The sequence below is a fragment of the Rhizobium sp. SSA_523 genome (assembly GCF_030435705.1).
Lineage (GTDB): Bacteria > Pseudomonadota > Alphaproteobacteria > Rhizobiales > Rhizobiaceae > Neorhizobium.
In genome coordinates this window covers 2,298,521-2,322,500 of record NZ_CP129382.1, presented here as the reverse complement: position 1 = coordinate 2,322,500, position 23,980 = coordinate 2,298,521, and the positions used below count along the sequence as shown (strand labels likewise).

The window sequence follows — 23,980 nt, the reverse complement described above, 5'->3', positions numbered from 1 at the left end:
TTCCTTCTTTCGTCCAAAGTCCCGACCTTCGTTGCCGTCGGTGCGATGGCTCTGCTGGAACTCGTGACGCTCAGCCTGATCGGAGACAGTATCATCGTCGGATCCGTGCGTATTCTCGCATCGGCTCTTGCCGGCTGAAAACCTGACCCGACGCGTGCATCGGCACCTTGAAGCGGAAGCGCCGGAGGCAAAATATGTCGAGCTAACCAGGAAAGCTCCCGTGCACTTTGCCCTTATCTGCCCACCCTTCAAGAGTCACATCGCCGTTTTCGAGGCGCTTGCCGCAGAACTCCTGCATCGGGGACACCGCGTCACCTTTCTGGTGAACGCGGGGGCGGAGCACGAAATTGCCGGGCATTTCGCCGTGCAGCCGGTGGAGGGGACGGATCGTGACCAGATGGCCCGGATCATCGAGCGCGCCTCCAAGCCCGGCGGGCCGGTCGGCATCTTGCGGACCGTTCATGATACGGTGATCCTCTCGCGCGCGCTTTGCACCCACCTACCCGGCCATTTGCAGGCGCTGGGCGTGGACGCCATCCTGGGTGACCAGATGGAGCCGGCCTGCGGCATTGTTGCGCGGGCTCTGGGGCTGCCGCTGGTGTCGATCGCCTGCGCGCTTCCGGTGCAGACAGAGCCCGCCATCCCGCTTCCCTTCCTGTCCTGGCCCTATGATCCCACGCCGAAGGGGGCGAAGCGGAACCGGGGCGGACAGCGCGTTTCCTGGCTCCTGCTTACCGAGCAGCGGCGGCTCATTCGGCATTGGTCGGCACGCTACGGTGTGGCCTTGCGGGGCGAAGATCTGCAATCCTGCCTTTCGGACATTGCCACGATCGCCCAGACGGTCACGGCCTTCGACTTCCCGCGAACCACCTCGGGCAGGCACCTGCACATGGTCGGCCCGATCCGCAAACCGCAGCCGGACGAAAGCCTGCCGTTTGCCATCGATCCTGCAAGGCCTTTCGTCTTCATGTCGCTCGGCACGCTGCAGGGTCATCGCTTCCGCCTGTTCCATGCCGCCGCCCTTGCCTGCAAAGCCTTGGGTGTTCAACTTCTGGTGGCTCATTGCGGGGGGCTCGATGCGCGTCAGCAGGCGCAGCTCGGCGCGGACTGGGTCACGGATTTTGCGCCGCAAAGAGCCGTGCTGGAGCGGGCGGATCTGTGCATCACCCATGGCGGAATGAATACCGTCATGGACGCCCTGGAATTCGGTACGCCGCTGATCGCGCTGCCGATTGCCTTTGATCAGCCGGGCGTCGCGGCCAGGGTGGCGCATCACCGGGTGGGTTTGCGCCTGTCGCCGCATTGGCTGACAGCGGGAAGAATGAAGCGGGCGATTTCCACCGTTCTGGCCGACCCTGCTTATGCCGAGCGGGCGCAAACGATCGGCAGGTCGATTGCGGCCGCCGGTGGCCTGCAGGCGGCCATGGATCGGATCGAGACCGCCGTCGCACCAGCCGGCGCGTCCTGACGCCGGTATCGGATCCTGCTTGCTCAGGCGGGTTCGGCCAGCCTCTCTCCAGGTTCCGCTTTCACCCCGGCGGCGGCCGGATCACGCGGTCTCCGGCTCCTGCGGCACGAGACGGTGGATGGAGTGCAGCATCAGCCGGATCGGTTCTTCATCGACGCCACAGCGAGACAAGGCAAGATTGGCGGCATCCAGATGCGACATATAGGCAAGCCGCGTTGCTCCGGCTCCCCTGTCGTTCACCATCGAGCTTTTCCCGCCATCTTTTCCGGTATTCTTGCCGAGAACGGCCGGCGCCGAAATGGCATCCAGCAGATCATCCAGCGCCTGGAAGGCCGAGCCGAGATGAAAGGCAAATTCGGCAAGTGCCGTGGCCTGATCCGAGGGGCGCGCGTCGAGAAGCGCCGCCATTTCGGCCATGGCGGCAAAAAGCTTGCCGGTCTTCAGCCAGTTCTTCTGCTCCACCTCCACGGTCTGGCCGGATGCGTCGCTCAGATCGACCTCCTGGCCGGCAGCAAGGCCGGTATGGCCGACGGCGTGGCTCAATATGGCAACGAGCCGCGAGCGGACGTCCGCAGGCACGCCCTCGGCCGTGGAAACGATGTTCATGCCGCGCGTAAGAAGGGAAATGGCCGCCAGAATGGCGGTCGACTGGCCGAAGACCTTGTGCGTCGTCGGCTTGTCGCGCCGCAGGTCTGCATCATCCATGCAAGGCAGGTCATCGAGGATCAGCGATGCCGTATGCACCATCTCGATAGCGCAGCCAATATCGATGGTAGCCGCCAGATTGTTGCGCTGGCGTGTCGTGAGCACGAACAGGATGGGCCTTATCCGTTTGCCGCCACCGAGCAGAGCGTGCCTCATCGCCGCGAGCAATTGGGGAGGTGAATATTCGTCCGTTTCCAGCAGCGCTTGCAGCCTGATCTCGATATCGGATCTGAGAGCTTCGATGGTCAGCCGTGTGTCCTCCTGTGCCAGATTTTTCTGCAGCCACGGCATTCGCTGATCCAGGTGAGGGATGTCCTCGCGAATGACAGAAATTTGAGCCTGTATGCAGGACATTCAGCAAGCCTACCCTATATCTGGATTCCAACACCGGCTTGCCGGTTACTCAAACCTATCTGTGGCACCCGCGGCCGGATGAAAGGACCAAATGCTCGCCGAACGAAAAAAACAGCATCTGGACATCATTCTGGGCGATGATTCCGTTGGCGGGCATATTGCAACAGGCTTTGAGACAATCCGGTTCGAACATGTCGCTCTGCCGGAAATTGACATGTCCGCTATTGATTTATCAACACAATTCTTGGGCAAGCGGGTTGAACTGCCGTTTCTTGTGAGCTCGATGACGGGTGGTGCGGAGCAGGCGCTGCGCATCAATCACAATATCGCTATTGCCTGCCAGGGTCTCGGCATACCCTTTGCCGTCGGATCGCAACGGATCGCCATTGAGACCGAGGCCGATTGGGGCATGAATCTCGAGCTCCGGCGGCTTGCGCCATCCGTGCCGATCCTTGCCAATATCGGCGCTGCTCAGCTGAATACCGGCTACGGGCTGGATCAGGCGCGACGCGCGGTCGAGATGATCGATGCCGACGCGCTGATCATCCATCTCAACCCCTTGCAGGAGGCTGTCCAGCCGGAGGGAGACCGCAACTGGAACGGGCTCACCGACAAGATCGGCAGCCTGTGTCAGGCCCTTTCCGTTCCGGTCGTGGTCAAGGAAGTGGGGTCGGCCATCTCGCCGACCGTTGCCGACAGGCTGTCCGTCTTGGGCATCGGCATTATCGATGTGGCCGGTGCGGGGGGCACCAGTTGGGCCGCCGTGGAGGCGCAGCGGGCCAGGACCCCGGCGGAAGCCGCCATTGCCGCAGCCTTCAGCGATTGGGGCCAGCCGACGGCCTATGCCATCGCTGCACTTCGCCAGGCGAAACCGGATCTTTTTATCATCGGCTCGGGCGGTATCCGCACAGGCGTCGACGCGGCGAAGGCGATCCGAATGGGCGCGGATCTCGTGGGACAGGCCGCCTCGGTGCTGCGCTCGGCGACACGATCGCCCGAGGATGTGGCAAATCACTTCGAGATCATGGCTGCCCAGTTGCGGGTCGCCTGCTTCTGCACCGGCTCCGCCGATCTGGCAGAGCTTCGCCACGCCAAGCTGGAGGTCGTTCCATTCTGCGGATGACGTCTTCAGTCGAATGGAGAAGCCTTTTCAGGGGATCGCCACGCGCCGCGCGGGGCTGCTGCACGCTTTTCTGCCAGATATCGCCTGCCGCCCGTGGGAGGACTGTCTGTGCCTGATCGTTGTCCTCCACTCGTTCTGGTTGGCGCGGGGCTGGCGAGCGCGCTCATCGCCCAGCGTCTCTCGGTCCTTGACGACGGACCCTCGATCGTCATTCTGGAAGCGAGCGATAGGCCGTTTGGCGACCATACATGGTCGTTCCACGATGCGGATGTCGAGGCTTCCGACCTGGTCTGGCTCCAGCCCATGATCGCCCATCACTGGCAGGGGCAGTCGGTCCGGTTTCGGGGCCACAGCCGCGCGCTTCCCTCGGGCTATGGCTCGCTTACCGCCGGCTCGGTGGCGGCTGTCATAGCGCGGCTCAACGGCGTTCAGCTCAAGCCCAATGCCAAGGTCACGGCCCTGGCTGCCGATCAGGTGACGCTGGCCGACGGGACGGTCCAGCAAGCGTCCTGCGTGATCGATTGCCGCGGCTTTCGGCACAGCGACGCCCTTGTGCTCGGCTATCAGAAATTCGTCGGCCTGGAGGTGGAGCTGCGCGCCCCGCACCAACTCGCCCACCCGGTCATCATGGATGCGACGGTCGACCAGCAGGACGGCTATCGGTTCGTCTATCTCCTGCCGTTTTCGCCAACCCGTGTGCTGATCGAGGACACCCGCTATTCCGACGGGCCCGGCCTGGATGAGCCGGCGCTTGCAGCAGAGGTCACGGCCTATGCGCGTCATCAGGGGTGGTCGATCGAGCGGGTCATTCGACAGGAGCAGGGGGTGTTGCCGATCGCGCTGGCGCAGGATTTCGACCGCTTCTGGTCGGAACTGCCGGACGATATTCCGCAAGCCGGCATGCGGGCGGCGCTGTTCCATCCCACGACCGGCTACAGCCTGCCGGATGCGGTTCGCACTGCCAATCTCGTCGCAAGAGAGTGGCCGAGCAGCAGCGAAAATCTGGCCAGGGTGATCCGCGCCTATGCCGCGCGGCAGCACCGCCGGCAGCGTTTTTACCGTATGCTCAACCGGATGTTGTTCCGGGCGGCGCGTCCGGAGCGCCGGCACCGCGTCCTTGAGCGTTTCTACACGTTGCCGACGCCGCTGATCGAACGCTTTTATGCGGGTCGCACGAGCCATGCAGACATGCTCCGCATCCTGGCCGGCAAGCCTCCCGTCCCCATCCACCGTGCCCTTGCGTGCCTGCTTGAGGCGCCCTTGATGAAAGACGCAGCCAGATGAACAGTCAGCCGAAGACAGCAGCAGTGATCGGTGCCGGCTTCGGCGGTCTTGCGCTCGCCATACGCCTGCAGAGCGCCGGCATTCAGACGACGGTCTTCGAGAAACGCGACAAGCCGGGTGGTCGCGCCTATGTCTATACCGATGACGGCTTCACCTTCGATGCGGGACCGACGGTGATCACCGATCCGGACTGTCTGGAGCAACTCTGGGCCCTGTCGGGACGGCGGCTTTCCGATTATGTCACCCTGCTTCCCGTCACGCCCTTCTACCAGTTGTGCTGGGAAGACGGCTACCGCTTCGACTACGCCAATGATCAGGCGGAGATCGATCGGCAGATCGCCGAGAAGTCGCCCGAGGATGTCGAGGGCTATCGCCGGTTCCTTGCCTATTCGGAAGAGCTGTATCGCGAAGGCTACGAAAAGCTCGGCACGGTGCCCTTCCTGAACTTCTGGTCGATGATCAAGGTGGCGCCGCAACTCATGCGGCTGGAAAGCCATCGCAGCGTCTATTCCAAGGTCAGCCAGTTCATCAAGGACGACCAACTCCGCCAGGCTTTCAGCTTTCACTCCCTTCTGGTCGGCGGCAATCCTTTCCGCACCTCATCCATCTATGGCTTGATCCATGCGCTGGAGCGGAAGGGCGGCGTCTGGTTTGCCAAGGGCGGCACCGGGGCCTTGATCGCCGGCATGGTCAGGCTGTTCACCGATCTCGGCGGGAGCCTTCACCTGAATGCGGAGATCGATCGCATCGAGACGCAGCAGGACCGGGTTACGGGACTGTCGCTGAAGGATGGCAGCCGTCACGCCTTCGATCAGATCGCCTCCAATGCGGATGTCGTGCATACCTACAAGGACATGCTGCGCGACACGCAGCGTGGCACGTCGAACGGTCGGGCGCTGCAGAAGAAGAGCTTTTCCATGTCGCTCTTTGTCGTCTATTTCGGTCTCAAGACCAGCCATCCGGAACTCAAGCACCATATGGTTCTGTTTGGCGCGCGCTACCGCGAGCTCATCGCCGAAATCTTCGGTGCCGACGCGCTTGCGGAGGATTTCTCGCTCTATCTCCATGCACCCTCCGTGACGGATGACACTCTCGCTCCGCCCGGATCGAGCGCCTATTACGTCTTGTCGCCGGTCCCGCATCTCGGAACGGCCGCGATCGACTGGGCTGTGGAGGGACCCAAATATCGCGACCGGATCCTGCAATATCTCAACGACAGGTACATTCCGGACCTTCTGAAGGACCTGGTGACGGTGCGGCATTTTACGCCTTTCGATTTTCGTGACGAACTGAATGCGCATCTCGGCTCAGCCTTTTCCGTCGAGCCGGTGCTGACCCAGAGCGCCTGGTTCAGGCCGCACAATCGCGACGACCGGATCGCGAATCTCTACATCGTCGGCGCAGGCACGCATCCGGGCGCCGGCATTCCGGGCGTGGTCGGATCCGCCAAAGCGACGGCCGGGCTGATGATCGAGGATGCCGCTCCATGAGCGATGCCGTCATTGCCAGCAGCGAAACCGCGATCGCCGCCGGATCGCAAAGCTTTGCCGCCGCCGCGCGGCTGTTCGACCGGCAGACGCGCGAGGACGCGGTGATGCTGTATGCCTGGTGCCGCTACTGCGATGACGTGGTGGATGGCCAGACGCTGGGCCATGCCCAGCAGGCCGATTTCAGGCTCGAGCAGCGACGGCGGCTCGACGATCTGCGCCGGCAGACCGCGGCAGCGCTCAAGGGCGGGCCGGCGCCGGATCCTGTCTTCGAAGCGCTGCGCCGGGTCGTCGAGCGTCATCAGATCCCCGCACGTCATCCGGAGGCATTGCTGGCCGGCTTCGAGATGGATGTCGGCCATCGCACCTATGCCACGATGAGCGAGACCCTCGACTATTGCTATCACGTGGCCGGCGTGGTGGGGGTGATGATGGCGATGATCATGGGCGCCCGCGATGACGCCACGCTGGATCGCGCCTGCGACCTGGGGCTCGCATTTCAGCTGACCAATATTGCCCGCGACGTGGTGGAGGATGCGCGCGCCGGCCGCGTCTATGTTCCGGCCGATATCCTGGCGCGCCACGGCATTGTCCGCATCGATCCGGACGACGTCTCGCAGCATCCGGGCCTGCATGCAGCAGCGCTCGAACTTCTGGACGTGGCCGAACTGTATTATGATTCCGCCTATGAGGGCCTGGCGGCTCTGTCGCCGCGGTCCGCCTGGGCCATTGCCACGGCGCGGCGTGTCTATCGGGCGATCGGCAACAAGATCCGCGCCGGCGGACCGTCTGCTCTGCATCGCCGCGTCTCGACGACGAAGGCCGAGAAAATGGGCATGCTGGCGCAGGCTTTGGGAGATGTTGCGCGCACCCGCCGCACCCGCCCTCCAATCCCCCGGACCGGCCTCTGGCAGAGACCGTGATCAGTGCTGCGGGGAGGAGGGCCGATCCTCGTCCTGCAGCGCCTGCGTATCGAAGGCCCGCTTGTTGTCCTGGAGTTTCCGGACCAGCTTGTCCACCGGCTCGGCATAGACGAAGCCGAACGAGACGCAGCCGTCACGGCCTTCCACCGCATGATGGAGACGATGCGCCTGATAGACCCGCTTCAGATAGCCTTTGCGCGGCAGATATTTGAAGGGCCAGCGCTGATGGACGAGGCCGTCATGCATGAAGAAATACAGGACGCCGTAGATGGAAATGCCGACGGCAATCCACCACAGGGGCCAAAACCAGGCTGAGCCGACCCAGAAGAGCCCGACCGCGAAAATCGCGAAGATCACGGCATAGAGATCATTCTTCTCCAGCGTGTCGTCATGCGGCTCATGGTGCGATTTGTGCCACTGCCATCCCCAGCCATGCATGATGTGCTCGTGAGACCAGGCGGCAAACCACTCCATGAACACGACGGTACCGAGGACCAGGGCTGCCGGAACCAGATAGGACCAAAGGATTTCCATGCTCAACCTTATTGCTCTTTGATGCGCAGCGCCAGCCGGCGGTGCGCTGGAAGGTTCCACCAGGGGACCTGCGGTGCATCATGATGTTCGTGATGATAGCCGAAATGGAAGCATGTCAGCAAAGACAGGAATGGCGACAGGTCATTGCTGCGTGCGCGGTGGCGATCAATGAAGGCGGTCTCGTCAATCCGGTGCGGCCGATAGGTGCCGAAGTAGAACAGCTGGAGAGACGAGAGAATTGCCGGCAGCGCCCAGAAGGCCAGCATTGTCGGAAACCGCTCGCGCAGGATGACCAGATAGATCACCACGGCAATGGTCAGAATGCCGAATTCGCGCCAGCCGAAATAATGGCGGAAGAATTTCAGGTACCACGGCCAGAAGCTGGACGGATGGTCTGCATCGAAATCGGGATCATCGTCGGTGCCGGCGTGGCGGTGATGCGCGTGATGGTTATCGTATAATTTATCATAGGAGAAGCCGGCATAGATGAACACGCAGAACCGGCCGATGGCGCGGCTGAGCCGCGGATAGGACGGCGCCAGCGATCCATGCATGGTATCATGGGCAATGATGAACAGGCCGACGCTGAGCCAGCATTGCAGGGCGATGAGGAAGGGGGCGGCGAGAAGCCAGCGGGGATTGCTCCAGTCGATGACGAAGATCGCGGTCACATGGACGGACAGCCAGGCAAGGATGATCACGCCGGCCAGGAACAGGCCTGTCACCGTCGGGTCCAAGCCGCTGCGCGGTTCGCTGCTCCAGCTTGCCATCCTCGATATCCTTCAGAATTTCAGGCGGCTCCGGGAGATGACGATTGCAAGACCTGCACCCAGAAACCCCGTCGCCAATAGGCAAATTATCTCCGGAAGGACATTCGACAAGGCCTCGTCCCGCCAGAGCACGCCGTAATAGGCCTCGATCGCCCAGGTATTGGGGGTGAACCGCCCGGCGAACTGGAGCCATCCCGGCATCATGAAGCGCGGCACCATGGAGCCGCCCACTGCCGAACAGATCAACACCACAAATGTGGAGACAGTTTGTGCTTGTTGCCGGCTTGTGCATGCCGTTGCCGTGACAAGGGCCAGACCGGCTGCGGCAAGCGCCGCCGCCACTGTCGCCAGCAGCCAGGATCCGAACCGCGGCAGAATGGTGATGTCATAGACCAGCGCCGCTATGGCAAAGATCAGGCTGACCTGCAAAATGCCCTGCAAGGTCAGGAAGATCCACTTTCCAAGCACCACGACGTCGGTTCCGGCGGGACCGACCGCGATCCGGTCCAGGATCCCGGAATTGCGATCGTCGATCAGCGTCGCCGCACTTTGCAGGGCCGAAAAGAGCAGGAATAGAATGGCCACTGCGCCGGCATAATAGGTGATGGTCGCGCTCGAAGCCTTCACCGCGCCGATGGTTTGCGTTTCAACGAAGCCTGGCATGCTCTCCCCTGGTGTGTTTTCCGTTTTTGTGCTCTCCTCAGGCGTGCTCTCCCCAGCTGTGCTCTCCTGTTGAGCTCCGGCGCGATCCGCCTGCGACAGCCGGTCGATGGCAGCCGCCAGTCGAGCCGACTGCTCCGGCGAAAAGCCTCCCACTGCCGCTTCCACGCCAGGCGCCGTTCGCGCCAGGACAATATCCGGCAGGCGCCGCGCGACCACTTGCTGCACCTGGCCGGCCATCATCGCCCCCGCCATCAGCTTCGAGGGTTCGACGAGAACGGATATCGCAGCATGCGAACCATCCCGCGGATCGCCGCCGATGACCAGGCCCACATCCGCAGCGCCGCTCGCGACATCCCGGGCCACTTCGTCCCGGCTGGCGTAAGTCGGCTGCAGAACACGCAGGGCATCCTCCTTGCGCAAGGCATCGTCGAGCCGAAGCGCGGCGGGGCTCGCCTGCAGGCGCGCAATTGCTACCTTGAGTTCGAGCCGCTCGCTCGTGGCCGCGGCAAATATGGAGGCAAAGATTAGGAAAATGGCGGGTGGAAGCGCAAAGGCGAGTATCAGCGCCCCCCGGTCACGCAGGAGCCCGAGAAACATGACGCGGAGCAAAGCGAGGATCATGCCTCATCCTTTCGCAAGCGGATTCCGATGTCCCGCGACAGCTTCAGGAACAGGGTCTCGAGGTCGGGCTTGCGGAAGCGGATTTCCCTCGGGGTCAGTTCGGCGCGTTCAAGAGCGGCCGACAGCTCCGCGGGCGAGCGATGGCCGATCATGCTCCAGCACAGGTCTCCATCCTGCGCCGAAAAGCCGAGCTGTCTGAGAGTGTCTTTCTGCTCTGCCGACGGCAAATCTTCCAGTTCGAGGGCGATCTCGCCTTCTCCCTGAAAGGCGGCATCCAGCAGGTCGCGCGGCCTGCCCTGCGGAGCGATCACCCCGTTGTGCAGGAGGCCGATCTTGGTGCAGAGACCCTCCGCCTGATGGAGATCATGGGTTACCAGGAGGATGCCCATCCCCAATGCGCTGAGCCTTTGGATGACGCTGTGCAAGCCGTTGCGGGCTTGCAGGTCCACGCCAACCATGGGCTCATCGAGAATGAGGAGGGCAGGACGGTGGAGAATGGCCGCGGCAATGTTGACGCGCCGTTTCCACCCGCCCGACAAGATGTCGACCCGCTCGTTCAGCCGGTCCTGGAGGTTGGCGGCCCGGCTGACATCGGCAATGGCCTTTCGGGTGACGGTCTTGCTCAAGCCGGACAGGCGTCCGAATACTTCGAGGTTCTCGCGAATGGTCAGATGCGGGTAAAGGGCGATCTCCTGGGGCACCAGACCCAGATGGCGAAAGGCGCCGGAGCCCGGGTCCCGGCCGGCGATCTTGACCTGACCGGCAAGGGCTTGCTTTCGCCCGCAGATCGTGCGGATCAAGGTCGTCTTTCCGGCTCCATTGGGTCCGAGAAGCCCAAAGACCTCTCCAGGCCCGATCACGAGAGTGACGTCACGCAGAATGTCTTTGTCGCCGTAACCGACGCGGAGATTGCGCACTTCAAGGGCGGCCGGTGTCTGCGTCAAATCCCACTACCCTGCTTGATCGAGATGGCCTGACCGGTCTGGATGCAGCTTTTGCCCGCTTGCATGCCGGGAGCGAGCCGAAGGCAGCACCCAATCCCTGTTCGAAGGCCCGGCTCGCCATACTGAACTCTGCCATCGCACACACCGTCGAGGATGCCGTGTTTTGCCGTGTTCCCGCAATTCGAGAAACGCAGGCAATCTTGCGCGCCCTGACATCAGGCCCCGAACCAGCGAGGCTGCAGGCGAAATCCGCAAGGACGACCCGTTCCCGTCGCGCTCCTAAACTCCGGCTCTCTATAGGCAATCTGTGCCGGATTGTCATCATGGCATTTCCCGTTCCGGCCGATGAGGCGCTCCAGAGCGGAAGATGACCGGAAATCCCGGCCTTCGACCCGCACAACGCGCCGACCGGACCCGAAGGCAAGCGCGGTTCAAAGGCTCTTCGTCAGACTAAAGTCCCTGCACAGCCTAGAGAATTGACTTCGTTGAAGCAGCGGCTACATAGTTCACGCGGAGGCCATTGATGAACACTCTCTACGATAGAAATAACGTTGAGGCTTATCTTGGGGCTACCGCTCTTGCACTTCAGGAGGCGCTTGAAGCCTCTGTCATGATGCTCGCTGAAGCCAAGGGAACCCGTCCCGGTTCCAGCAGGATGGCGTCCATGAGGATGTCATTGACGAACAGGCGCACCATTCCGTCGCCATGCGCGATCAGCTCGCTTTCAAGGTCGAGTTGCAGCTGGGCCCGCACAGGATTGATGCCCTCCGGTATCTTGAAGGCAAGCTGCGTCTGCGATGGAAAGCCGGTCAGCCCGTCCCAGCCGGGAGAACTCGCCCTGGACAGGCGAAGGGTTCGGTCATTGTCGGCCAGACGCTCCCGGGCGGCGGCAGCCGGTTGCTCGGCAAGGCCGATCCGCTGCGCAAGATTTTCCGATGTTCGCGGATTGCTGAACAGAAATGCGATGAACGTAACCGCAAAGATGACCAGGGCCAGAACGATAAGTCTGAGGGAGTCACGCATGATACACCTCACATTTCGGGAACGACGCCGGGCTTGTTCTGCTCGGTCCACAAGGACATTGCGGGAACCACACGCGGATCAAATCGGGACTTGAAGCGCTCCACGATTTCCATGGTCTCGTTGAACAGCTGTTGCTGAAGCAGGATCGGCTTCAAGCCGAGCGCCGGAAACGCAAGATTGGTGACCGCAAGCTCGTTCTCGGCCGCCTCATTGCGTGGATTTTCGACATAGGCGATGCGGGCGCCGGTGATCTTGGCAACCAGTTCGGCAAGATCGCGGATGCGCTTGGTTTCCGACACCTGATTGAAGATCTTGACGCGATCGCCGCGGTTCGGCGGGTTTTCGATGGCCAGCCTGACACAGATCACCGTGTCCCGGATGTTGATGAAGCCGCGGGTCTGTCCGCCGGTTCCATGCACCGTCAATGCGTGGCCGACGACGCCCTGCACCAGGAAGCGATTGAGGACGGTGCCGTAATCGCCGTCATAGTCGAACCTGTTGATCAGCGCATCATCCCGGCGGGTCTCGTCGGTCTGGGTTCCCCACACGACACCCTGATGGAGATCGGAAATGCGCAGGCGATCATTGTGGGCGTAGTACTGGAACAGCAGCTGATCCAGCGACTTGGTCATGTGGTAGATGGATCCGGGCTGCGTCGGGTAGAGAATGGAGCGCTTGTGCTCCCGCCCGCCCGGTTCGCGGATGATGACATCCAGATAGCCTTCGGGCATGGCCAGTTCGCTGCCGTCATAGCCATAGACGCCCACCGTGCCGAGATGCACGATGTGGATATCCCGGGCCAGCTCGACAATCGCTGCCAGAAGATTGTGGGTGCCCGAGACATTGTTGTCGACGGTATAGTGCTTGTGCTGTGGGCTCTTCATCGAATATGGCGCGGAGCGCTGTTCGGCGAAATGAACGACCGCATCGGGCTTGAACTCGGACAGGAGATTGCGCAGGCCCTGATAATCATGGGCGACATCGATCGGGTAGAACGTGATGTCCTCCGAGGAGGCCTTTTTCCAGGCCGCCAGACGATCCCCGATCGAGGCAATCGGCGTCAGGCTGCTCGCCTTGAGCTCTTCATCGATCCGCCGACGCGAGAGATTGTCGACGATCCCGACGCGAAAGCCGTTTGCCGAGAGGTGCAGCGCCGTCGGCCAGCCACAGAACCCGTCGCCGCCCAATACCAGAATTGATTTCATGATCGACACTCCACTGGTCGCTCGAAGGATCCGCTAGTGTTTCAGGCCGCTCGACAGCGCGGTCTGAAGGCGCCGCTCCTCATCGGGAGAAAGCGAGCTCTTGATGACCTTGCCCGGCAATTTGGACAGTTCGGCAATGACCTTCTCCGGCTGTATCCTGCGCACGAGGATGAAAAGCGCGGAGCTGTCGGGCGACAGGGTCTCACCCACCGATCGAATGAAATTGTCATCGATCCCGTAATCCACGAGAGAGGCCGACAGGGCGCCGGCACCTGCGCCGACCACCGAGCCTGCGGCAAGTCCTGGCAGGGGATTGAGGAAGAGGAGACCGACAAGAGTGCCCCATATGGCACCCGAAATACCACCCGTGGCGGCACTGGCGCCCACCAGGTTGAAGCTCTGCTTCAGGTTGATCTTGCCGCCTTGATCTCGTGTGACGACGACAGCATCTTCGAGATCAACCAAGTATTCCTTCTGGAGCCTGTTGAGCTCCGTCAGAACATGGTCAGCATCGTTGATGTTGTCGAATGCAATAGCAATCAGGTTCGTCATGTTACATCCCATATCCGATGTGATTTACAGGAGATGAAAGCTCGTAATTGGCAACTTACGCCGGTCTTTCCGCCGTAGCATTGACTGCAGTCAATTTTTATCCGGAAGCACAACCATGGGTGGGTTTGTCCGTTTGCGGAGCAAGCTTTGCTCTGCTCCTGCGCCGCAATTGACCAGGCGCAGGGACTGCCCGGATGCATGGCGATAGGCTCGCATGTCCCGCGGAGACCGATGTGCCGCTGATCAGCGAGGTGCTTTCAATGTCGAACCAACTGAAGATTTTTGTCACGGCCAGCCTGATCGCTGGCGTTGCAGCCGCAAGCCTGCCGGCCAGTGTCCTTGCATGCTCCCGCATCCTCTCCAACAATAACGGGCATGCGACCATCGTTGCGCGCACCATGGATCTGAACCGGCCGGATCGGGCGCGAATGGTCGTCTATCCGCGCGGAATGGATCGGGTTTCCGACACGGGCGAGGGCAAGCCGCTCCAGTGGACGTCGAAATATGGAAGCGTTGCCGTGACGGCGAACCTGACCTCGACGACCGATGGCATGAATGAGCGCGGGCTTGTGGCAGACATACTTTATCTCGGAAATACCAGCTATGAGCCGTGTGACGAGCGGCCGGGCCTGTCCAACCTGTCATGGGGCCAGTACGTGCTCGACAATTTCAGCTCGGTCGCGGAAGCCGTCGAGGCCATGAAGGCGGTCCGGATCGTTCCCGTCGCTTTCGACGGCGTCCAGTGGCCCCTGCATCTTTCCATATCCGATGCCGATGGCGATTCAGCCATCATAGAATTCGTCGATGGCAAGATCGTCATCCATCACGGCAAGGACTATACCGTGATGACCAACGAGCCGCCGCTTGAAACCCAGCTGGAGACGATCCGCAACTACAAGCTCTTCGGAGGCTCAAAGCCGCTGCCGGGCGATATCGATCCGGCCAGCCGCTTCGTCCGGGCGGCTACCTATCTCAAGACCCTGCCGCCGGCGGAGAGTGTGCTGCAGGCGCTTGCCGATGCTCAATCTGTTGCGCGCAACGTTGCCGTACCCCGGGGTGCGAAGGATACGTCCGGCAGCAATGCCGAGGATGCCTGGCCGACCCTGTGGTTCACCCTGGCGGATTCGACCCACGGCACCTATTATTTTCACTCCGCCACATCTCCCAGCCTCTATTGGGTGGAGCTGACGGCGATCGACTTCGCGCCGAACAGTGGCGAAAGGGGGATTGACGCTTACGCGCTGTCGCTGAATGGCGATATTACCTCGAAATTCGCCAGGCCCCGCTGAGGATGGGCTCGAAGCTTCCGCCCGTCACATTTGCCATGCCTGACGCGTTTGACATGCCTGACGCGTTTGTCATGCGCGTCACCTTCGTCACGCCTGCGCACCGAGGCCCAGGCCACGATAGAGCATGTAGGTCGCCACGAGCATCACAACCCCGGCGAACAGGCTGTTCAGCATGCCCTTTTGCCCGGAAAGCTGCTTGCACAGCCTGGCGCCCAGCAATCCGCCGAGGACGCCGCCGGCCACGAAGACGGCGGCCAGAAGCCAATCGACATAACCGGATAGAGCATAATTGACCGTGGTGGTAAGGCCGAAGGAAGCCACGGCGACCAGCGAGGAACCGATGGCATAAAGAATCGGCATCCCTGTCGAGGCGATCAGGCCGGGCACGATCAGGAAGCCGCCGCCTATGCCGAAAAAGCCCGACAAAATGCCCGTGAGGCCGCCGAGCCCGGCGACCTTGTGGAGGTTCTCGCGGGAGCATTGCGCGCCGGGATTGCCCTCCTGGCCCCGCTTGCGCAGCATCAGCCCGGCGACCAGTAACATCAGGAAGGCAAACAGAACCAGAAGTTTCTGCCCGTCGATCATCTTGCCGATGCTCGAGCCGATCAGCGCCCCGGCAATCCCGGCAGCACTGAAGATTCCCGCGCACCGCCATTTGACATGGCCGAGCCTGGCATGTCCGATAAGATTGGCAATCGCATTGGCGGCCACGGCAAAGGCGCTGGTTCCGATCGCCAGATGCGCGCTCGGGACGCCGACGACATAGACCATCAGCGGGACCGCCAGGATGGATCCGCCGCCGCCGAAGAGGCCGAGCGTGAAGCCCACAAGGCCGCCGGACAGGGCGCCAAGCCCATATTGCACGGGTTCGAGATTCATCTGGGCCTCATGAGCGGCAAGGGGCGGCCATGACAGTCACAGGGCGTTGAGCGGGATCTTGAGGTACTGGACGCCATTGTCATCCGCAGGAGGCAACCGGCCGGCCCGCATATTGACCTGGACGGACGGGAGGATGAGCTTCGGCATGGACAGCGTGGCATCGCGGGCATTGCGCATCGCCACGAAGTCATCCTCGCCGACGCCGGCATGGGCATGGATATTGCCATCGCGCTCGGCGGCCACCGTTGTCTCCCAGGCATAGTCTTCGCGGCCGGGCGCCTTGTAGTCGTGGCACATGAACATCCGCGCCGCACCGGGAAGCTTGGTCAGCCGCCGGATCGACCGATAGAGCGTTCTGGCATCGCCGCCGGGAAAATCACAGCGAGCCGTGCCGTAATCCGGCATGAACATCGTGTCGCCCGGAAAGACGGCATCGCCCACGACATAGGCGAGACAGGCCGGGGTATGCCCCGGCACATGCAGGACGGTGGCTTCGATTTCACCGATCCGGAAGCGATCGCCATCCTGAAACAGGTGGTCGAACTGGCTGCCGTCGCGCTGGAATTCCGTACCGGCATTGAAGATCTTGCCGAAGACTTCCTGCACCCGGATGATGTCGCGGCCAATGGCAAGCTGGCCCCCCAGTTCGGCCTGCAGCAGTGGCGCGGCGGAGAGATGATCCGCATGGGCATGGGTTTCAAGCAGCCACTGAACCTCCAGCCCTTCCGATTTTATGTAATCGATCAGGTGCCTTGCCGATTCATTCATCGTGCGACCGGAGGCTGCGTCGAAATCCAGCACGCTATCGATGATGGCGCAGGCATGCGATGCCGGGTCGCGCACCACATGGCTGATAGTAAAGGTTGCAGGATCAAAGAAGGAGCGGACGACAGGTCGCTTCTGCGGATCGGCCAGCGCGGCCTCGATGATCTCGGATGCATGGATCAGGTGCGGATCTGCTGCGATCTCGGTCATGGCTTCCCTCCCGGGTCCGGTTAGCTTCGGCCAGTATAAATACATATTTACCGTAATCATGCAAACATGTATTTTGTGGCCTTGGACGCGACAGCCTCCTATGATCACGAGGTGACACCGAATGACAGGATCGAACATGGAAGAGACAGCCTTCGACCAGCGTCCCCCGGCAATATCGCTGCGGTTGAACGATCCCGCGCCGATATTTCGCGCGCGCTCCACCGCGGGTGAGATCGCGCTTGCGGACTATCGCGGCCGCTGGCTGCTGTTCTTCTCGCATCCGGCCGATTTCACATCCGTCTGCACCAGTGAATTCATAGCCCTGGCGCAGGCGAAATCGCGGTTCGATGCCTTGAATTGCGCGCTTCTCGGCCTCTCCGTCGATAGTCTCTATTCGCATGTGGCATGGCTGCTCGACATTGAACGCAGCTTCGGCGTGACGGTCGGCTTTCCGCTGATCGAGGACGCCGCCATGGTGATCGCCAAAGCCTATGGCATGCTGGATGCCTCTGCGCAAAACAGCGGGACCGTGCGGGCGACCTATGTCATCGATCCGGACGGCATCATCCGCGCCATCATCTGGTACCCGATGACGGTTGGACGATCGGTCGAGGAATTGCTGCGGCTGGTGCAAGCCCTGCAGACAAGCGATCGGGAGAAGGCACTGACGCCGGAAGGCTGGCAGCCGGGCGATCCGCTGGTGGAGCCGGCCGCTTCCTCGCTTCAGGCGGCCGATGCCGTCGAAGAGGGGCAATCCTGGTATTTTCGCAGGCGCCCCGCATGAGGACCATGCCTGTCTCGCCGGAGGCCTTGCAGGACAGAGCGGCGGATGCCGCCGATTTCATGCGCCTCTTCAGCACGCCCAGCCGGCTGATGCTGCTTTGCCATATCGCCCAGAGGGAGAGGTCCGTCGGCGAAATCCAGGCGGATCTGGAGTTCAAGCAGCCGGCGCTGTCGCAACAGCTTGCGGAACTGCGCCAGGCCGGCGTGGTCAAGACGCGACGATCCTCGCGGCAGATCTATTATTCGCTCGCCGATGATCGAGTGATTATGGTGATGGAGATGCTGATGCGGATGTTCTGCGCCAGCGAAGGGGACAGGGATGCGGCGGGCGATGCTGCTATTGATGGAGACATCGACAGCATCACGGATGGGAAGGAGCCGGCCGCCGGCCGCGACCGGACCGGTCTTGGCAAGCCGGCCCCTGATTTCGGCGGCGAAATGGCCTTCTGGGCGCGGCTCGACACCGGCAAATGAGATCGGTCCCCGAGCCGGAGCCCGCGCCTTGCTCCGCCCCGCTTCAGGCCTGTGCTGCGCTTCCGCATTGTCGTAACGCGGAAGCGGCTCGTGAAGACAGCAGGCAGCGGCGGCGCGTCAGGCGGCGCGCTTGATCGCGTCACCCAGCATGGAGACGATCGTCTCGATCTGATGCTTTTCGATGATCAGCGGCGGCGACAGGGCAATCACATCGCCCGTGACGCGGATCAGCAGTCCCTTCTGGAAGCAATCGACGAAGATGTCATAGGCGCGTGCGCCGGGAGCGCCATTGCGCGGTGTCATTTCGACGGCGCCGACGAGGCCCAGATTGCGGATATCCGTGACATTGGGATGATCCTTCAGGCTGTGCAGGCCCTCCTGCCAGGCATCGGCAAGCTCTGCCCCGCGCGTCAGAAGCCCTTCCTCCTCGTAGATTTCCAGGGTGGCGATGCCGGCGGCGCTCGCAACGGGATGGCCGGAATAGGTATAGCCGTGGAAGAGTTCGATCTGATTGTCGGGACCATTCATCAGGCCGTCATGCACTTTGCGGCTGGCAAAGACGGCGCCCATCGGAATGGCGCCATTGGTCAGCCCCTTGGCGGTGGTCACGAGATCCGGAATGACGCCGAAGTAATCGGTTGCGAAGGGCGTGCCGAGGCGGCCGAAGCCGGTGATGACTTCGTCGAAGATCAACAGGATGCCGTATTTGTCGGCAATGGCGCCCAGCCTTTCGAGATAGCCCTTGGGCGGAACGACAACGCCGGCCGAACCCGACAGGGGCTCGACGATCACCGCGGCAATGGTTTCATGGCCGTGCAACTGCACCAGCCGCTCCAGATCCTCGGCAAGCTCCAGCCCATGCGGCGGCAGGGCCTTGGAGAAGGCATTACGCTCGATATCGAGCGTATGGCGCATGTGGTCGGCGGGGATCTGCGGGAAGACGCGGCGGTTGTTGACGAGGCCACCGACGGAAATCCCGCCGAAGCCGACGCCGTGATAGCCCTTCTCACGGCCGATGATGCGGGTGCGGGTTCCCTGGCCGATGGCGCGCTGGTAGGCAATGGCGATCTTGAGCGCCGTATCGACCGATTCCGACCCGGAGCCGGTGAAGAAGACTCGGTCGAGGCCGGCTTGCGGTCCGCCCGGAGCGATGGCCGCCAATTTGGCCGCGAAATCGAAGGCGATCGGGTGGCCCATCTGGAAGGTCGGCGCGAAATCGAGCGTGCGAAGCTGGCGCTCCACCGCTTCGGCAATGCGCTTGCGGCCATGGCCGGCATTGACGCACCAGAGGCCGGCCGTGCCGTCCAGCACCTTGTTGCCGTCGACATCGGTGTAATACATGCCATCCGCTTCCGCCAGCAGGCGCGGCGCGGCCTTGAATTGCCGGTTGGCCGTGAACGGCATCCAGAAATTGTCCAGCGGCGGCATATTGCTCTTGTTCGAGTAATCCATAGCGGCAGTTCCCTCGTTTTCGCTTTGGTTCTTTGTCAGCCAATTTTGCTCCAGCAACAAGGCCTTTTCTTGAAGCGGCCAAGGCCTTGAAAAGCATCGCGCGGCCTGGCTAATGTTTCGATATATCGAACAGAGATAACACGGGTTTGATGATGACCGTCGATGTCGGCAGCCGTTTGCGTCACGTGCGCCTCGCCCACAAGCTCTCGCAGCGGGAACTTGCCAAGCGGGCAGGCGTCACCAATTCAACGATCTCGCTGATCGAGTCCAATGCCTCTAACCCCTCGGTGGGCGCCTTGAAGCGTATTCTTGACGGCATTCCCATCGGGCTTGCGGAATTCTTCGCGCTGGAGCCGGGGCGGGCCATGAAGGCCTTCTACGCAGCGGAAGAACTGGTGGAGATCGGCAAAGGCGCGATCTCCTTTCGCCAGGTGGGGGATAACCTGTTTGGCCGCAGTCTCCAGATCCTGAAGGAATGCTATCAGCCCGGCGCCGATACGGGCAAGGTCATGCTGGTGCATGAGGGCGAGGAGGGCGGCATCGTGCTGTCAGGCCGGCTGGAGGTGACTGTGGATGGCGAGCGGCGTATTCTGGGGCCGGGCGATGCCTATTATTTCGAGAGCCGCAGACCCCACCGCTTTCGCTGCGTGGGGCCTGTGCCCTGCGAGGTGATCAGCGCCTGCACGCCGCCCACCTTCTGAAGTGCTTCATTGCCGGTCTGACGCGGGTGTCCGGCCGGATCAGACGATCCCGCCCGAACCGCCCTTGCTGGCCGGACGCTCGGCTGCGGCGCGGTTGCGATAACCGCTGGCGCGATAGGTCTGCAGCGGATCGATCGCACCGCCGGCCCGGTGACGGGCCTCTGCGAGAATCGGCTCGACATCGGTGCGATAGGCGCGCTTGAGGGTTTCCGTGGCCATCAGCGCGTCGTTCTCTGCCTGAAAGCCTTCCAGGCTGCCGCGGTCGACGAGCAGGGCCTGGGCATAGGCGCGACGGATCTCGTTGGCCGATGAAATAAGGCTCTCGATCGGATCCGTCACATTGTGGCTCTGGTCGATCATGTGCGCAGGGTGGAAACCCTGAACTCCGCGATACTCGGCATCCACCAGTTCGTTGAAGACGAGGAAGAGGCGGTAGGGCTCGACCGAGCCGGCGTCCAGATCGTCGTCACCATACTTGGAATCGTTGAAGTGGAAGCCACCGAGCTTGCCGAACTGGATCAGCCGCGCCACGATCATTTCAATATTGGTGTTGGGCGCGTGATGGCCGAGATCGACGAGGCAGAAGGCCTTGTCGCCGAGCGTCTGGGCGATCAGGTAGTTGGTGCCCCAATCCTGCACGACGGTGGAATAGAAGGCAGGCTCATACATCTTGTGTTCGGAAAACAGCCGCCAATCATCGGGCAGCGCCTTATAGATCTCACGCATGGAGTCGAGATAACGCTCGAACTGGCGCGTAAAGTTCGCCTGGCCGGGGAAGTTCGACCCATCGCCGATCCAGACCGTCAGGGCCTTCGAGCCGATGGCGCGACCGATCTCGATGCATTCGATATTGTGCTCGACGGCCTGGGCGCGGGTTGCCGCATCCACATGGCTGAGCGAGCCGTATTTGTAGGAATGGGCCTGGTCCGCCGCATCGGAAAACGTGTTGGAATTCATTGCGTCGAAGCCGAGGCTGAGCGATTCCCCCTTCGCCTTCAGGTCTTTCGGATCAGCCTTGTCCCAGGGGATATGGAGGGAGACCGTCGGGGTCGCCCGCGTCAACTGCTGGATCACGCTGCAATCGTCCAGCTTGTCGAAGATGTTGCGCGGCTCGCCGCGGCCGGGAAACCGGGCAAAACGCGTCCCGCCGGTGCCGACCCCCCAGGAAGGGACCGCCACGAAGAAGTCCGCGACCTTTTGCGTGATGGCGTCGATATCGATGTTGTTGCGGGCCAGTCTCTCGCCCAGCGCCGCATAGTCCGACCGGTGGGCGGCACCGCGCTTGTCGTTTTCCGTGGCGATGAGATCGCCGGCAATCTTCAGATCTGTCATTGCTTCCTCCCGTGCAGACCGTTCACTTTTATCACTGCCCCTCTATAGGCTGCGTTGCGGGGCTACTCCCTCTGTCTTGCCGATCTCCCCGTGAGGCAGAAATGCCTGCGAGGCAAAGGGGAGTGAGCCCCGAAAATACCAGACGGAAAGGTTACTTTACCGCGTGAAGCTCTGGGCATTGCCGGCATCGACATTGATGATGTTGCCGGTGGATTTTGCCGAAAGGTCGGATGCCAGGAAATAGATGGCCTCGGCGATATCCTCGGGAAAGACGTTCAGCTTCAGCAGGGAGCGCTTGCGATAATGCTCCTCCAGATCGGTGACCTCGATTTTCGAGGACGCGGCCCGCTGCTCGCGCCATTCGCCGTTCCAGATCTTGGAGCCGCGCAGCACCGCATCGGGATTGACGGTATTGACGCGGATCCCCGCCGCGGCCCCCTCCAGGGCCAGGCATCGAGCGAGATGGATCTCGGCTGCCTTGGCCGTGCAATAGGCCGATGCATTGGGAGACGAGGCCAGCCCGTTCTTGGAAGCGACGAAGACGATATTGCCGCCCAGGTTCTGGCGGCGGAAGAGGCGGAAGGCCTCTCGAGAGACAAGGAAATAGCCGGTCGCCAGGATGCCGATATTCTTGTCCCACATGGAGAGCGTCGTCTCCTCCACCGGCGCGGAAGAAGCAATTCCGGCATTGGAGACGAGGATATCGATGCCGCCGAATTCCACGCAGGCATCGGCAAAGGCGGCCGCGACCGCCTCTTCGCGCGTCACGTCCAGCTGGACCGAACGCACGGCGTCGGCGCTATAGCGCTTGGCAAAGTCACCCTTGGCCGCATCCAGCGCCTCGGCATCGATATCGGCAAGCACGACGCAGGCGCCTTCCGCCATCAGCCGTTCGGCCGTCGCGCGGCCGATGCCGCCGGCGCCGCCGGTGACCAGTGCCACCCGGCCGGCAAGGCTCTTCGGTTTCGGCATGCGCTGGAGCTTTGCTTCTTCCAGCAGCCAGTATTCGATATCGAAGGCCTCCTGTTCGGGAAGGCCCTGATATTCGGAAACGGTGGAGGCGCCGCGCATCACATTGATGGCGTTGACATAGAATTCGCCGGCAATCCGCGCCGTCGCCTTGTCCTTGGCAAAGGAGAACATGCCGACGCCGGGCACCAGGAAGATCACCGGGTTTGGATCGCGCATGCCTGGGGAGTTGTCGTGGCGGCAGGTCTCGTAATAGCGCGTGTAATCGGCGCGATACGCCTCCAGCGCCTGATCCAGGCCGGCGATGACGGCATCCACATCCGGATTGGCCGGGTCGAACTCGACGATCAGCGGACGGATCTTGGTGCGCAGGAAGTGATCCGGGCAGGAGGTGCCGAGTGCCCCAAGCGGCTTCAGATCCCGCGAATTGACGAATTCGAGGACCGCGTCCTGGTCATCGAAGGCGCCAAGCTTTCGCTCGTCCCGGCCAATCCTGCCGCGGATCTCCGGCATCAGCCGGGCGGCGATGGCGCGACGCTGATCCTTCGTCAGGCTCTCGCTCACGGCGCCGCCGAAGATCACCTTGCCCTCGGTCTTTTCCGCAAACCAGGCAATCGCCTTGTTGATGATTTCCAGGGTGAGTTCATAGCATTGCTTGGCATCATCGGCCCAGGTGAACAGGCCATGGCTTTCCAGCACCACGCCTCTGGCGCCGGGATTGGCCTTGACGAAGGCTTCGAGATCAAGGCCCAGCTGGAAGCCGGGACGCCGCCAGGGCAGCCAGCCGATGTCGGAGCCGAAGATCTCCTGCGTCAATTCGCGCGAATTCTTGGCGGCAGCAATCGCGATGATGGCGTCCGGATGCATATGGTCGACATGCTTGAAGGGGACGAAGCCGTGCAGCGGCGTATCGATGGAAGCGGCGCGCGGGTTGAGGTTGAAGGTGCAGTGCGGCAGGAAGCCGACCATCCGGTCTTCATCCTGAACGCCCTGGTAGAGACCTTTCAGCGCCTCGAGCTTCTCCTGGTAGAGCGTCGCGAAGCCATCGAGCTTGATGGTGCCGACATCGCCGCCGGAGCCCTTTACCCAAAGGACCTGCACCTGTTGGCCGGTCAGCGGATCGGTCTCCATCACCTTGGCGGATGTATTGCCGCCGCCGTAATTGGTGATGCGCTTGTCGGCGCCGAGCAGGTTGGAACGATAGAGCAGCTTGCCTGGCTCATCCAGGCCGGCGGCGTGATCATCATCCCAGCGGTTATCGAGAAGGCGGGGTTGGCCCGACATGCGCTTAGTCCTCCCATGTCTTGATGCGGCCATCCTCAAGGCAGGCCGACACACTGCTTTGGATGCAGGATATCGCGCAGACTTGCTGCGAATGTCAATCACAAACGATCAAATTCATTCGTTGTGCGGCGCAATATAACTTTTCATGATCGATTATGATTGACAGTTGCGCGTCGTTGCGAATAA

23 protein-coding genes (1 of these 23 only partly in view) are annotated in these 23,980 nt (G+C 62.0%); 10 read left to right on the top strand and 13 right to left on the bottom strand.

Features of this window, described 5'->3' with window-relative positions:
* Positions 1-138, top strand: partial view of a DUF2585 family protein gene (locus tag QTJ18_RS19430; RefSeq protein WP_252755490.1) — the 3' end only. Its footprint begins 447 nt before the window's first position; 138 of the gene's 585 nt are visible here — the last part of the coding sequence; its start codon lies off the left edge, out of view; its stop codon occupies positions 136-138.
* 82 nt (positions 139-220) lie between these two features.
* On the top strand, positions 221-1,468 hold the full coding sequence (locus tag QTJ18_RS19425; RefSeq protein WP_252755489.1) for a glycosyltransferase: 1,248 nt from the start codon (positions 221-223) through the stop codon (positions 1,466-1,468).
* A gap of 81 nt (positions 1,469-1,549) precedes the next feature.
* On the opposite strand, the gene QTJ18_RS19420 is transcribed toward QTJ18_RS19425, so the two are convergent.
* Entirely contained in the window at positions 1,550-2,464 is a 915-nt protein-coding gene (locus QTJ18_RS19420; RefSeq protein WP_252755488.1) for a polyprenyl synthetase family protein, read from the bottom strand.
* A gap of 154 nt (positions 2,465-2,618) precedes the next feature.
* Here QTJ18_RS19420 and fni point away from each other — a divergent pair, with 154 nt between their 5' ends.
* The 4 genes from fni (at position 2,619) to QTJ18_RS19400 (ending at position 7,344) form a co-directional block, all read left to right on the top strand.
* Positions 2,619-3,650 (top strand): type 2 isopentenyl-diphosphate Delta-isomerase, encoded by a 1,032-nt coding sequence (fni, locus tag QTJ18_RS19415; protein WP_252755487.1) that lies wholly within the window; start codon positions 2,619-2,621, stop codon positions 3,648-3,650.
* A gap of 108 nt (positions 3,651-3,758) precedes the next feature.
* Complete coding sequence (gene crtY / locus QTJ18_RS19410) at positions 3,759-4,934, top strand: lycopene beta-cyclase CrtY (protein WP_252755486.1); 1,176 nt, start codon at positions 3,759-3,761, stop codon at positions 4,932-4,934.
* Positions 4,931-6,424, top strand: coding sequence for a phytoene desaturase (locus QTJ18_RS19405; protein ID WP_252755485.1), 1,494 nt, complete (start codon positions 4,931-4,933; stop codon positions 6,422-6,424). Before crtY ends, QTJ18_RS19405 begins: the two co-directional genes overlap by 4 nt.
* Positions 6,421-7,344: a phytoene/squalene synthase family protein gene (locus QTJ18_RS19400; protein WP_252755484.1), complete on the top strand. Its 924-nt coding sequence runs from the start codon at positions 6,421-6,423 to the stop codon at positions 7,342-7,344. Before QTJ18_RS19405 ends, QTJ18_RS19400 begins: the two co-directional genes overlap by 4 nt.
* Here the strand turns inward: QTJ18_RS19400 and QTJ18_RS19395 are convergent, their stop codons facing one another.
* The 7 genes from QTJ18_RS19395 to QTJ18_RS19365 all read right to left on the bottom strand — a co-directional run bounded on the left by QTJ18_RS19395 (position 7,345) and on the right by QTJ18_RS19365 (position 13,656).
* On the bottom strand, positions 7,345-7,878 hold the full coding sequence (locus QTJ18_RS19395; RefSeq protein WP_252755483.1) for a sterol desaturase family protein: 534 nt from the start codon (positions 7,876-7,878) through the stop codon (positions 7,345-7,347).
* Between the two features lie 8 nt (positions 7,879-7,886).
* Complete coding sequence (locus QTJ18_RS19390; RefSeq protein WP_252755482.1) at positions 7,887-8,648, bottom strand: fatty acid desaturase; 762 nt, start codon at positions 8,646-8,648, stop codon at positions 7,887-7,889.
* A 12-nt stretch (positions 8,649-8,660) separates the two neighbouring features.
* Complete coding sequence (locus QTJ18_RS19385; RefSeq protein ID WP_252755481.1) at positions 8,661-9,932, bottom strand: ABC transporter permease; 1,272 nt, start codon at positions 9,930-9,932, stop codon at positions 8,661-8,663.
* Entirely contained in the window at positions 9,929-10,876 is a 948-nt protein-coding gene (locus QTJ18_RS19380) for an ABC transporter ATP-binding protein (protein ID WP_252755480.1), read from the bottom strand. Before QTJ18_RS19380 ends, QTJ18_RS19385 begins: the two co-directional genes overlap by 4 nt.
* A 585-nt stretch (positions 10,877-11,461) precedes the next feature.
* Positions 11,462-11,899, bottom strand: coding sequence for a hypothetical protein (locus QTJ18_RS19375; RefSeq protein WP_252755479.1), 438 nt, complete (start codon positions 11,897-11,899; stop codon positions 11,462-11,464).
* An 8-nt stretch (positions 11,900-11,907) separates the two neighbouring features.
* The gene (locus QTJ18_RS19370) at positions 11,908-13,104 is read right to left on the bottom strand and encodes an NAD-dependent epimerase/dehydratase family protein (RefSeq protein ID WP_252755478.1); all 1,197 of its coding nucleotides are present in this window, start codon (positions 13,102-13,104) and stop codon (positions 11,908-11,910) included.
* 33 nt (positions 13,105-13,137) lie between these two features.
* Positions 13,138-13,656, bottom strand: coding sequence for a DUF1269 domain-containing protein (locus tag QTJ18_RS19365; RefSeq protein WP_252755477.1), 519 nt, complete (start codon positions 13,654-13,656; stop codon positions 13,138-13,140).
* Between the two features lie 260 nt (positions 13,657-13,916).
* On the opposite strand from QTJ18_RS19365, the gene QTJ18_RS19360 reads away from it, so the two are divergent.
* A complete protein-coding gene (locus QTJ18_RS19360) occupies positions 13,917-14,945 on the top strand; it encodes a linear amide C-N hydrolase (protein WP_252755476.1) in 1,029 nt (342 codons plus the stop codon).
* 87 nt (positions 14,946-15,032) lie between these two features.
* Here QTJ18_RS19360 and QTJ18_RS19355 read toward each other — a convergent pair whose 3' ends face one another.
* Complete coding sequence (locus QTJ18_RS19355; protein WP_252755475.1) at positions 15,033-15,824, bottom strand: sulfite exporter TauE/SafE family protein; 792 nt, start codon at positions 15,822-15,824, stop codon at positions 15,033-15,035.
* Between the two features lie 36 nt (positions 15,825-15,860).
* On the bottom strand, positions 15,861-16,799 hold the full coding sequence (locus QTJ18_RS19350; protein ID WP_252755474.1) for an MBL fold metallo-hydrolase: 939 nt from the start codon (positions 16,797-16,799) through the stop codon (positions 15,861-15,863).
* 121 nt (positions 16,800-16,920) lie between these two features.
* On the opposite strand from QTJ18_RS19350, the gene QTJ18_RS19345 reads away from it, so the two are divergent.
* Together QTJ18_RS19345 and QTJ18_RS19340 are read left to right on the top strand one after the other, a co-directional pair.
* The gene (locus tag QTJ18_RS19345; protein ID WP_489667285.1) at positions 16,921-17,583 is read left to right on the top strand and encodes a peroxiredoxin; all 663 of its coding nucleotides are present in this window, start codon (positions 16,921-16,923) and stop codon (positions 17,581-17,583) included.
* Positions 17,580-18,056: an ArsR/SmtB family transcription factor gene (locus QTJ18_RS19340; RefSeq protein ID WP_252755473.1), complete on the top strand. Its 477-nt coding sequence runs from the start codon at positions 17,580-17,582 to the stop codon at positions 18,054-18,056. The genes QTJ18_RS19345 and QTJ18_RS19340 overlap by 4 nt, the downstream gene beginning before the upstream one ends.
* A gap of 117 nt (positions 18,057-18,173) precedes the next feature.
* Here QTJ18_RS19340 and aptA read toward each other — a convergent pair whose 3' ends face one another.
* Positions 18,174-19,508, bottom strand: a complete 1,335-nt coding sequence (gene aptA, locus QTJ18_RS19335; protein ID WP_252755472.1) for an omega-aminotransferase AptA — start codon at positions 19,506-19,508, stop codon at positions 18,174-18,176.
* Positions 19,509-19,660: 152 nt separating this feature from the next.
* On the opposite strand from aptA, the gene QTJ18_RS19330 reads away from it, so the two are divergent.
* Complete coding sequence (locus QTJ18_RS19330) at positions 19,661-20,209, top strand: cupin domain-containing protein (protein ID WP_252755493.1); 549 nt, start codon at positions 19,661-19,663, stop codon at positions 20,207-20,209.
* A gap of 39 nt (positions 20,210-20,248) precedes the next feature.
* On the opposite strand, the gene rhaI is transcribed toward QTJ18_RS19330, so the two are convergent.
* Both rhaI and QTJ18_RS19320 read right to left on the bottom strand, forming a co-directional pair.
* A complete protein-coding gene (gene rhaI / locus QTJ18_RS19325; protein WP_252755471.1) occupies positions 20,249-21,541 on the bottom strand; it encodes an L-rhamnose catabolism isomerase in 1,293 nt (430 codons plus the stop codon).
* 156 nt (positions 21,542-21,697) lie between these two features.
* Positions 21,698-23,794 carry a bifunctional rhamnulose-1-phosphate aldolase/short-chain dehydrogenase gene (locus QTJ18_RS19320; RefSeq protein ID WP_252755470.1) on the bottom strand — a complete coding sequence of 699 codons (2,097 nt, stop codon included), beginning with the start codon at positions 23,792-23,794 and terminating at the stop codon, positions 21,698-21,700.
* Positions 23,795-23,980: the final 186 nt, after the last annotated feature.